Annotated in this window: 7 protein-coding genes; 5 read left to right on the top strand and 2 right to left on the bottom strand. The window is 72.1% G+C overall.

The window, feature by feature from the left end; all coding sequences use genetic code 11:
- The 3 genes from ABT336_RS24905 to ABT336_RS24895 form a co-directional block, all read left to right on the top strand.
- Positions 1-1,827 (top strand): sensor histidine kinase (locus ABT336_RS24905; RefSeq protein WP_350899626.1); only part of this gene is annotated, 1,827 nt, incomplete at its 5' end.
- A 41-nt stretch (positions 1,828-1,868) separates the two neighbouring features.
- Positions 1,869-2,510, top strand: a complete 642-nt coding sequence (locus ABT336_RS24900) for a response regulator (protein ID WP_350899624.1) — start codon at positions 1,869-1,871, stop codon at positions 2,508-2,510.
- Between the two features lie 132 nt (positions 2,511-2,642).
- The gene (locus tag ABT336_RS24895) at positions 2,643-4,145 is read left to right on the top strand and encodes a PQQ-dependent sugar dehydrogenase (RefSeq protein WP_350899622.1); all 1,503 of its coding nucleotides are present in this window, start codon (positions 2,643-2,645) and stop codon (positions 4,143-4,145) included.
- Positions 4,146-4,197: 52 nt separating this feature from the next.
- Here the strand turns inward: ABT336_RS24895 and ABT336_RS24890 are convergent, their stop codons facing one another.
- The gene (locus tag ABT336_RS24890) at positions 4,198-7,917 is read right to left on the bottom strand and encodes an RICIN domain-containing protein (RefSeq protein WP_350899620.1); all 3,720 of its coding nucleotides are present in this window, start codon (positions 7,915-7,917) and stop codon (positions 4,198-4,200) included.
- Between the two features lie 148 nt (positions 7,918-8,065).
- Here ABT336_RS24890 and ABT336_RS24885 point away from each other — a divergent pair, with 148 nt between their 5' ends.
- Entirely contained in the window at positions 8,066-8,857 is a 792-nt protein-coding gene (locus tag ABT336_RS24885; RefSeq protein ID WP_350899618.1) for a TSUP family transporter, read from the top strand.
- Between the two features lie 96 nt (positions 8,858-8,953).
- Positions 8,954-9,232: a YggT family protein gene (locus tag ABT336_RS24880; RefSeq protein ID WP_350899616.1), complete on the top strand. Its 279-nt coding sequence runs from the start codon at positions 8,954-8,956 to the stop codon at positions 9,230-9,232.
- A 70-nt stretch (positions 9,233-9,302) separates the two neighbouring features.
- Here the strand turns inward: ABT336_RS24880 and ABT336_RS24875 are convergent.
- Positions 9,303-11,238, bottom strand: a 1,936-nt coding sequence (locus tag ABT336_RS24875) for a substrate-binding and vWA domain-containing protein (protein WP_350899614.1), incomplete at its 5' end; no start/stop codon positions are given.

Genomic DNA, 11,238 nt, shown 5'->3' with positions numbered 1-11,238 from the left:
CTCGCCGTCGCCTTCACCGCCCTCGGCACGCTGGTCCTCGCCGGGGTTCCCGCCCACCCGGTCGGCCGGTTGATGACCGCCGCCGGGCTCACCGCCGCCGGGGCCGCCCTCGCGCTGAGCTGGACCGCGTTCGCCCCGGTCGCCTGGGTGGGGCAGTGGCTCTGGTGGCCGCCGTACGGGCTGGTCATCCTGGCCCTGCTGGTCTTCCCGGACGGCCGACTGCCGGGGCCGCGCTGGCGGCCGGTCGGGTACCTCGTCGTGGCCACCACGGTCGTGGCCACCGGGGCGCTCGCGGTGGCCGCCCTCGACGACCCCCGTCGGCTGCTGCTCTCGGCGGAACCCGCAGCCACCGCGCAGGCCCGTACCCTGGTGCAGGTCGCGCTGCTGGCGATCGCCGTCGAGTTGGTGACCCTGCTGGCGGTGCTGGTCTCGTTGGCCCTGCGGTGGCGGCGCGCCACCGGGGAGACCCGCCAACAGCTCGCCTGCCTGCTGGCCGCCGGGGTGCTGTTCCTGCTCGGGGTGGTCCTCGACGGGCTCAACCTGGCCGGGGCCTGGGTGCTCATGGTGATCGCCATTCCGGGGGCGATGACCCTCGCCGTGCTGCGGTACCGGCTGTACGGGCTGGAACAGGTGATCAACCGTACGCTGGTGTGGCTGGTTATGAGCCTGCTGGTGATCGTGGCCTTCGTCGCCACCGTCAGCCTCCTGCGCGACCTGCTCCTGCGCGGGGACACCTCCAACGCCTCCCTGGTGGCCACCGGGCTGATCGCCGTCACCTTCGAGCCGCTGCGCCAGCGGGTGCAGCGGGGGGTCAACCGGCTGCTCTACGGCGAGCGCGACGAACCGTACGCCGTCCTGGCCCGCCTCGGTGACCTGCTGGAACGTACCGTCGAGCCGCAGGCCGTCCTGCCGTTGCTCACCCGTACGATCGGCGACTCCCTGCGGGTGCCCTACGTCGCCGTCGAGGTGGGCACCGACGAACAGCGCGATCCGGACCGTCCGCCACTGGTGCACGCCGCCCACGGTCGGCCCACCGAATCGGTCGAGCGGTTCGACATGCTCACCCACGGTGAACGGGTCGGCTGGCTGGTGGTGGCCCACCGCAGCCCCGGGACCCGCTTCACCCCGGTCGAGCGGCGGCTGCTCAGCGACGTAGCCCTGCACGCCTCGGTCGCGGCGGCGACCGCCCGGCTGATCCGGGACCTGCGGGACTCCCGGGAGCGGTTGGTCACCGCCCGGGAGGAGGAGCGGCGTCGACTACGCCGCGACCTGCACGACGGTCTCGGTCCCACCTTCGCCGGCATGTCCATGCAGGTACGGGCGGCCCGCCGGCTCGCCACCGACAGGCAGCGGCTGGTCGGCGTCCTGGACGGGCTCGCCGAGGACCTGCGGACCTGCACCGCCGAGGTCCGGCAGTTGGTCGACCGGCTGCGCCCACCCGCCCTGGACCGGGGGTTGGAGTCGGCCCTGCGGGCGGAGTGCCGCCGTTTCGACGGCCCCGGCCTGTCGGTGCGGCTGCGGGTGGAGGACGACCCGGGCCGACTACCCGCGGCGGTGGAGGTGGCGGCGTACCGGATCGTCGCCGAGGCCCTGTCCAACGTGGCCCGGCACGCCCGGGCCACCACCTGCGAGGTGGTGGTACGTCGGGGGCGCGCCCTGGTGGTCGAGGTCGGCGACGACGGGGTGGGTGGTGTGGCCCGGCGACCGGGCGGGGTCGGGTTGGACTCCATGCGGGAACGGGCCGTCGAGCTCGGCGGGGAGTGCGACGTGGTCGGCCGGGATCCGCACGGGACCCTCGTGCGGGTCCGGCTGCCGCTGCAAGGATGAGACGGACCGGGCGAGGCCGGGGGCGGAAGTGGGGCGCGGAGATGACCGGACAGGGCCGGGTGTTGATCGTGGACGACCATCCGGTGGTCCGCCGGGGACTGCGGATGATGCTGGAGGGGGAGACCTGGGTGACCGTCGTCCTGGAGGCCGCCACCTGCGCCGAGGCGATCCGGTTGGCGTTGACCGAACCGGTCGGTGTGGTCGCCATGGACGTGGCCCTGCCCGACGGCGACGGCGTCGAGGCCACCCGACGCATCGTGCAGGGCCGCCCGGAGACGGCCGTGCTCATGCTCACCATGGCCGACGACGACGAGGTGGTGAGCCGGTCGCTGCACGCCGGTGCCCGGGGATACCTGTTGAAGGACACCGACCCGGACGTGATCGTCGACGCCCTGCGGACGGTGGCCGGTGGTGGCTTGGTCCTCGGCCCCCGGGTCGGGCCACGGGTGCTGGCCGACCTGCAACGCCGGCCGATGCCGCTGCCCGCCCCGTTCGACCAGCTCACCGCGCGGGAGCGGGACATCCTGCGGCACCTGGCGGCGGGCGAGGCCAACGCCCGGATCGCCCGCCGGTTCGGGTTGAGCGAGAAGACGGTCCGTAACCAGCTCTCGGCGGTCTTCGCCAAGCTCGGTGTCTCCGACCGGGTCCAGGCCGCGCTCCTCGCCCGTGACGTGGGGCTGTGACCTCCGGGACCTCCACCGCCGGGTCGGCCCCGGGTGCGGGGCTCGGGTTCCCGGCGCACTGCCGGTCGACCTTCTGCACCGCGTCCGAGCGTGGGATATATTGACGGACGTCGCTGACTGGGAGGTGTCGTCGTGCGAGTCCGTTCGATGGTCGTGGCAGCAGTGGTCGCCGGTCTCACGGTGACCGGGGTCGGTGCGGCCGGTGCCGCCGGGGCCGACCCCCCGCAACGCCCACCCGCCGCTCCGCAGCAGGGCACACTGGCCGTCGGTGACTTCGACCTGACCCGTCCACAGGTCGTGGCGGGCAACCTCACGGTGCCGTGGGGGATGGACTTCCTACCCGACGGCAGTGCCCTGGTCGCGCTGCGCAACTCCGGCCAGGTCCAGCGGGTCCGCCCCGGTCAGGCCCCGCAGCAGGTCGCCCAGATCTCCGGGGTGGCCGCCGGGGGCGAGGCGGGTCTGCTCGGCCTCGCGGTCTCCCCGACCTACGCCCAGGACGGCTGGGTCTACGTCTACCTCACCACCTCCACCGACAACCGGATCGTCCGGTTCCGGCTCACCGCCCCGCAGACCCAGCAGCCGATCCTCACCGGCCTGAGCAGGGCCAGCATCCACAACGGGGGACGGATCGCCTTCGGCCCCGACGGGATGCTCTACGCCGGGGTCGGTGACGCCGGGCAGACTGCGCTGTCGCAGAACCTGCAGAGCCGTAACGGCAAGATCCTGCGGATGCGGCCCGACGGCACCGTCCCGCCGGACAACCCGTACGCCGGATCGCTCGTCTACAGCCTCGGTCACCGGCACGTGCAGGGGCTGGCCTGGGACGCCCAGGGCCGGCTCTACGCCACCGAGTTCGGGCAGAACACCTGGGACGAGGTGAACCTGATCGTGGCCGGCGGCAACTACGGCTGGCCGGTCGTGGAGGGGCGGGGCAACGACCCCCGCTACCGCGACCCGCTGGTGGTCTGGTCCCCGGCGCAGGCCTCACCCAGCGGCGCGACGATCGCGGGGAACCGGCTGTTCGTCGCCGCCCTGCGCGGCACCCGACTGTGGAACCTGCCGTTGACCGGAACCGGGGGGGTCGGGACCCCGGTCGCCGAACTGACAGGAACCTACGGGCGGCTGCGCACCGTCGAGTACGGCCCCGACGGCTGGCTCTGGGTGACCACCAGCAACCGGGACGGGCGCGGTACGCCGGCCGCCACCGACGACCGGGTCCTGCGGTTCCCCCCGCGTGACACCCCACCCACGACCGCCCCGCCGACGACCGCCCCACCGACGACCCCACCGGCGACGACCCCGCCGCCCACGCAGCCGGCGACCACGTGCCTCGTCTCGTGGACCGCCAACCGGTGGACCGGCGGGTTCACCGCCGAGGTTCGCCTCACCAACCAGGGACCGGCGTTGACCGCCTGGAACCTGACCTGGACCCTCCCCGCCGACCAGCAGGTCACCAGCGCCTGGAACGCCCAGGTCACCCAGTCCGGGAGCACCGTCACCGCCGGCAACGTCGGCTGGAACGGCACCGTCGCGCAGGGCGCGACGGTGAGCTTCGGCGTCCAGGGCACCTCCGGGGCGGGCGAACCCACCCCCACCGGCTTCCAGCTCAACGGCTCCCCCTGCCGGTCGGCCTGACCGCCCCGCCGTCCCGGGTGCCCGACGAGGCACCCGGGACGGCGAGGTGACCTCAGCTGGTGGCCGACTCCCAGACCCAGGTCTGGACCGGACCGGGGCCGGCCGGGTCGACTGTGAGCTGGTGGCCGTACCCGTGTTCGGTGAGGTACAGGTCGGTCGGCACCCCGTTGACGACGGTCCGGTTCGCCAGGGCGAACGACGCGCCGTCCTGCTCCACGCACCACAGGTACTCGTCGGTGTTGGGACGGAACGAGTGCAGGGTCACCCCGGCCCCGAAGGTGGCGTTGCCCGTCGGGGACGAGGTCAGGTAGCGGCCACTGTTGACCAGGTAGTAGCAGGGGGTGTCCCCGGTCGACCCGGCGGGGATCCGGGTGAACCGCTGGTTGGCGCCGTCGGTCTCCTGGTAGAGGATGATCGGGGTGCCGTTGCCGGTACCCTCCCCGGAGACGTCCGCCACCATGTCGTGGGCACCCTCCACCGGGTAGTGGGTGATCTCCTGGAGGTCGTCCATCTCCGCCTCCGACTGGAGGAACCACCGCTGTCGGGCCGACCCGTCCCAGTCCCGCCCGGCGAGGACCAGCAGGTCGGGCAGGACGGTGAGCAACTGGTCGGTGACCTTGTTCCGGAGGGTCCAGGTGCCGTCCCCCTGGTCCTCGGGCCGCCACAACTGGTCCATGGCCTCCATGTGCCACTGGACCACCCGGGCGTCCCGGGCCCCCTCCTCCTGCCCCATGAAGCTCCCGGTCAGCAGGTTGACGATCCGGTAGTAGCCGGGGAACTCCCCACTGCGGACCAGGGACCACTTCTGCTGGTAGCCGCTGTGGTAGGGGACGTCGACCAGGAGGTTCGTGGTGCCGTTGCGGACGATGTCGGCGACGTTGGTGGTCTCCGCGTTGCGCAGCAGGACCCCCTGCCCCGACGGTGGCTGCGCCGGCGGGGGCGGGGGATCGGCCGCCGCCCGTAGCACCAGGTCGAACCCGACCGGCCGGTGGTCGGAGAGGAGGATGTCGTCGTGGACGACGCTGCCGGTGATCCGGGGGACCCCGACCCCGGTCGGGGTGACCGCGTAGTCGAGGACCCGGACCGGGGCCAGTGTGGGATGGGTGGGGTTCGCCGGTGCGTGTACCACGAAGTGCGCCGCGTCCAGCACCGCCGCCAGGTCCTCGGGGTCCCGGTTGAAGTCCCCCATCGCCACCCAGTCCAGCGCCGTGTTGTTCGGCCCGGCGGTCAGCATCCGGACCCGGATCGCCTCCAGCAGGCCCGGCATGTCGTTGCCGTTGCCGTTGCCGGAGAAGCCGTGCAGGGTGAAGAAGACAGTGCCGCCGATGTTCACCCCCAGGGCGGGGCGTCCGCCCATCGGGGAGCCGACCACGAAGATCCCGCCGGGGTCGACCCGTCGCCGGGTGGCCACCGCCATGTTCACCCGGTTCGGGCCGTTGTTCGAGGTGTCGGTGTGCAGCCAGTAGAGGAACCCGGTCGGGCGTCCGGCGGTGCCCGCGTACCGGTACTCCCGGACCGGGGGAAACAGGCCGTTGGCCCGCTGGAAGTCGACCTGCGGATGGTCGGCCAGGTGTTGACCGCCGTCCGGCGGTGAACCGGCCTCCTGCAACGCCACCACCTGCGCGCCGTGGCCCAGGGTCTGGACCCCGTTGGAGTACTTGTTGTCGTAGGAGCCCCCGGCGTTCGTCCCCGCCCCCTGCATGTTCCAGGTGGCCGCCCGGCGGTCCGGGTTCACCCGGGGGTCGAGCTGACCGACGTCGCGCAGGAACAGCGACGGCCGACGGCGGTCCGCCAACCGGGCCACCCCCTGGCCGTCGGTGTAGTCGAGGGTCTCCCGACCGGACCAGTCGGCGATGACCGCGCCACCCTGTGCGAGATGACGGAACCGTCGCGGTTGGACCGGGTCCGAACCGAACTGGTGTACGGCGTCGGCCGGCACCCCGGGGCTCTGCGCCGAGTACGGGGTGTACGCCTCGAACGGCCCACCCGGGGTGACCTGCTTGGTCAGCACGTTGCCGTGGAAGACGTTCTGCGGCCCGGACGACCCCGACCACTTGATCGCCTTCGGTCCCGCACCCCACCAGATCGGGTACCAGGTCCCGGCGTCCAGTTCGCCGCCCTCGCCGCCACAGTTGACCGTGCAGCTCCCCGACCGGTGCTCGTACGGCACCCGTACGGTGTTGCCCTCGAAGAGGTTGTGCCGCTCCCAACCGCCGTGCAGGTTCAGATCGGAGTCGAGGTCGTTGCGGAAGGCGACGTTCCCGCTGGCCGACCACTGGAAGGTGAAGTGCCGCAGGTTACGGCTCGTGTTGTACGCGTACAGCGAGTCCCACACCCGACTGCCGCGCAGGTAGCCGTTGCCGCCCTTGCCCTTGTTCCACGCGCCGTCGAAGGTGTTGCCCTCGATGTGCAGGTTCCGGGCCACCTCGGTGACCAGCGGGTGGGAACCGGTCATGGTGCCCGACAGCCCCTTGGCCCAGCTGTTGGCCGCCCACTTGTAGAGGATCCCGTGCATCGCGTACTCGGGGGCCAGGTTGCCGTAGTTGTGCACGGCGTCCGAGGGGGACAGGGAGTAGCTGCCGCCGCCCAGCTTCGGCAGGCCGGTCATGTCCTGGGTGAAGGCGAAGTCCTCGAACCCGACCCCCTCGACCGCCTTGAGCGGGGTCACCTTGCTCTGGAACGGGGTCTCGGTCACCATCGGGGCCGACCCGTCGGAGACCGAGTCGACGGGCAGGTCGAACTCCAGGGGACGGTCCAGGGTGATGCTCTTGGGGCTGCCGGAGATCGCCACCACCCGGAACATCTGCTGGCGCATGTGCAGGTTCTCGAACATGCTGCCGTGCTCGGCGTAGGTGAGGCCCTGCTGCTCGTAGAACTTGAGGCTGTTGGCCGCTCCCACCCACACGTACCCGCCGAGGGTGAACCGGCCCATGTCGGCGTTGCCGATCAGGTGCACCACGCTCTGCCCGGCGCGGGCGGCGAAGCCCGCGTCACCGGCCCGGGACGCCACCCGGATCCCGGACACCCAGTGCTGGTTGACCGAGCCCTCGAACAGGTCCCTGCGGTTGGCCGGGGCGGACTGCCACTCGTCGGTGTAGCGGGCGGCCACCTCCCGGGTCTGCACCTTGAACATCGCCCGGCCCGGCCAGATCCACCCGCCCCGGCCGGTGTCGTTGCCGCTGCCCCAGGTCATGGTGGTGGGTTCCCACCGGCTGCCGTCGTTGCTGACGGTGTCGTAGCGGGTGTCGGTGTCGGGGCGGAACACCAGCCGGGTACCGCCCGTTCCGGCACCCTGTCCCCGTACGACGAGGAAGTTCGCGTCCACGTAGATCTGCCGGGAGATGTCGAGGCGCCCGGCGGGCAGCTCGATCAGCGACAGCCGGTGGTGACTCGCTGTCGGTGAACAGTCCGCCCGCACCCGGTCGACGGCCTCCTGCAGACCGGCGCTGTCGTCGACCCCGTCGTCGGCGACGACGCCGAACTCGGTGGCCAACCGGGCCGGCTCGAAACGACAGGGTGCCGCCCCGGTGACGGTGGTCGGCAGGTCCTGCCCGCCGAGGTAGCCGACCCGGGACCAGTCCGGCAGGCCCTCACCGGCGACGAACCGGTTGCCGACGCCCAGGTCCGGCGGGGTGGTCGAGGAGGTGGCGGCCACCGTGGTCACCGGAGCGTGGGACGCCGGTGCGGCGGCGTGGGCCGCAGGCGTGGCCCACGGCGGTGCGAGCATCACGACGACCAACGCCGCCGCGAGACAGGTGCGATCGATTCTCACGCATGAAGGATCAGTGATCCCGCACAGGTTGTGAAGCGTCGATGGCTATGGGTGATGTCACCGTCGGCCGGCCCGCCCCGTGACCGTCGGCCGACGGTCGTTAACATCCGTCGGCCACACTGTCGCCCGTGATCGAAGTCGGTACGCCGTGACCTGGGTGGAGGCGGTCACCAGTGTCGCCGCCGGGCTGCTCATCTCGGTGCTGACCACCCCTGTCGGGGTGTCCGGGGCGGTATTCCTCCTCCCGGTGCAGCTCAGTGTGCTGGCCGTACCGAATCCGGCGGTGACGCCGACGAACCTGTTGTTCAACATCGTGGCCGGTCCCGGCGCGCTGCTGCGCTACCGCCGTGGTGGGGCCCTGACCGGCCCGCTGACCCGTCTCCTGCTGGTCGGCACCCTCCCCGGGGTGGTGGTGGGCGCCGTCGTCCGGGTCTTCCTGGTCCCGGGACCGGACGCGTTCCGGCTGGTCGTGGCCGCGATCCTGCTCCCCCTGGGGTTGTGGCTCTGCCTCCGCGCCGCCGCCACCCGGCCCTGGCCGGCCGGCCCGGCCCCGTCCCGCCCCCGGCTGATCTCGCTGTCCGCCCTGGTCGGCGTGGTCGGCGGGGTCTACGGGATCGGCGGCGGCTCCATCCTCGGCCCGATCCTGGTCGGTCGGGGGATGCCGGTCGCGGTGGTCGCCCCGGCCGCGCTCGCCTCGACCTTCGTCACCTCCGTCGCCGGTGCTGCCACCTTCTCCGTCCTCTCCCTCACCGGCGGTGGCGACATCGCCCCACGATGGGACGTCGGCCTGCTCTGCGGGTTCGGCGGGCTGATCGGCGGCTACCTCGGGGCGTACCTGCAACCCCACCTGCCCGAACGGGCACTGCGGTTCGGTCTCGGCGCGCTCGCCGTCGCCCTGGCCACCGTCTACGCCGTCCAGGCCGGGGTGAACCTGGGCTGAGTGTCCCGGTGACGGTGATTCCCGGGGTGTCTTCAGGAAACTCACAACGAAGCAGGGCACAGTGACAGCGCCGGTGTCGGCTGTCTGGAGGAAACGATGGGTCCCGTGCTCGCTCTCGTGAGCCTGCTGTTGTTGCTGGTCCAACTGCTGCTGATCGCCCGCGCGGTGCTGGACTGGAGCGTCGTCCTGGCCGGGCCCAGCCAGCCCGGGTCGCTGCGGGCCAAGCTGCACGACGCCGCGCAGGCCGCGACCGAACCGATCCTCGCCCCGGTACGCCGGGTGCTGCCCCCGGTACGCCTCGGCGGGGTCGGCATCGACCTCGCCTTCATCGTCGTGTTCCTGACCATCGTCATCATCCGCGCGCTCCTGCCCTGAACCCCCGACCCCCACGGCGGATCGGATCGCCGTGGGGGTTCCCCGCAGTCGCAGACGCGCCGCCTGCGGGTCAGAAGCTGCTGACCAGCTTGACGAACGCCTCGTCGATCTTCGTCGGGTCGGTGGCGTCGAACGCCTTCCCCGACGAGGCCTTGGCGATCCGGTCGAGGGTCTCGAAGTCCGAGTCCCTGTCGAAGGCGATGCAGAACACCTTCACCGGGCGTTGCGGATCGAGCTGCACGTCGGCGAGGAGCCGGGCGAGGTCGTTGTCCTTGCCGTACTCGTTCTTGCCGTCGGTGAGGACCACCACCGCGTTGATGCGCTGCGGATCGTACCGTTCGACAAGGTGCCGGTGCGCGGCCCGGACCGTCGTGTAGAGGGCGGTCCCGCCCTCCACGTGCAGCCCGGAGATCCGGGTGGTGATCCGCTTCTGGTCAAAGTCACCGAGCTGGACCTCCTCCCGGTAGGGGCCCTTCGGACGTTCCCGCGTCTCGGACGAGAACGACCACAGCCCGACCCGGTCCTCGCTGTTGAGCAACGCCAGGCCCTTGCCGGCGGCAGCCGAGGCCACCTGGAACCGGGTCCGGTCCCCGACCGAGGCCTCCATCGACCCGGACGTGTCCAACGCGATCAGGACGTTCGCCTTCTTGCGCAGGGTGCTCCACCCGTGCAGCATCTCCTCGACCACCGTCGGGTCCGGCGGGGCGAAGTAGGTGAGCCCGCCCTCCGGCTCGGCGCCCACCCCGGCCAGGAGCTCCGCCGACGCCCGCCGTTCGTGGTCCCGGAAGCCCAGGTCGGCGAAGTCGGCCTGCTGGGCGTCCTCGGTCAGGAAGGCCAGCAGGTCCTCGGCGGCGGCGCGCTGACTGTCGTCGGCGGTGGGCAGCACCACGAACGGGTGGTCCAGGTTGAAGGTGCCCTCCTTCGGGTGTACGGCGACCAGCGGGACGGTGGGCCGACGACCCTGCGCCTGCCCCTCCTCGCGGGGACTCAACCCACCCTCGTTGTAGAGGTGGACCAGCTCCTCCTGCAGGACCATCGCGCTCATGTCGTCAGGGCCGCCCGGACCGCCGCGCAGGTCTGCCTCGGCCAGGTCCCGCAGCAGCTCAACCGAGTCGTCGCTGTAGTGCGACACGTTCGCCTCGATCCGCCTGACGAACTGCGTCACCGCCGGGTCGGCCAGGTCGGCGCGGGTGAGGTCGCTGGAACGGCTGACCGCCGCGTAGTACGTGGCGATGGTGGCGGCCAGCCCCGAGGTGGACAGGTTCGGGTTGTCCTTACCGAAGGTGAACCGCCCCCACTCCGGCCTGCCGAACTGCGCCCACCCCTGCCGCCCGGACAGGCCGAGGATCTGACCCCACCCGAGGGGTCCCTGCTCGCGTACGAGGTCGCCCTTGGGTTTGGGCATGGCGATGACCAGCGGACTGTTGGCGATCGACGGGTAGGTGTCGGGGGTCTGCTCCGCCCGCCCGGCGGCCCGGTCGAGCAGCCGGAGCTGACCGGTCCACAGGCTCGATGTCGGCAACCAGACCTGCGGCTGCGGCAACCCGGTGTCGCGCCAGCCGGTGGCCAACGCCTCGGTCGCCTTACCCGAGTTCAACGGGGTGACGCGCACCCGGGCGCACTCGCCGTCGGTGATCGTCCGACCGCTGTCGTTGTACCGCTCGGCGAGCTCGGCCAGCAGTTCCGCCTTCTCCGTGGAGGAGTTGACCTCCAGGTGGACGGCGCAGTCGGCCCGGGGCCCTCCGGTGCCCGCGTCGCGCTCCCGGACGACCAGGAAGGCCCCGGCGATGACCACCAGACCGGCCGTGACGGCGGCGGTGTAGGGCAACCACTGTGGTTGCCGCCTCGGGGCTGCGGCCATGGAGCCACTCTCCTCGCTGCTCGGGTGGTCGTCACCGTAACCGGTCCGTGCCACCTGTCGACGCCGGTCCGCGCCCCTACGGCGGGTCGGCCCGTGCCACCTGTCGACGCCGGTCCGCGTCCCTACGGCGGGTCGGCCCGCCCGC

This window comes from Micromonospora sp. NPDC000207 (assembly GCF_040300925.1).
Classification (GTDB): Bacteria; Actinomycetota; Actinomycetes; order Mycobacteriales; family Micromonosporaceae; genus Micromonospora.
The sequence above is the reverse complement of the archived record's forward strand: the minus strand, read 5'-3'. Positions and strand labels throughout refer to the sequence as shown.

Excerpts from the sequence above, each read along its gene's own strand:
- ABT336_RS24900 (WP_350899624.1), top strand. The coding sequence starts at position 1,869 with ATGACCGGACAGGGCCGGGTGTTGATCGTGGACGACCATCCGGTGGTC.
- ABT336_RS24880 (WP_350899616.1), top strand. The coding sequence starts at position 8,954 with ATGGGTCCCGTGCTCGCTCTCGTGAGCCTGCTGTTGTTGCTGGTCCAA.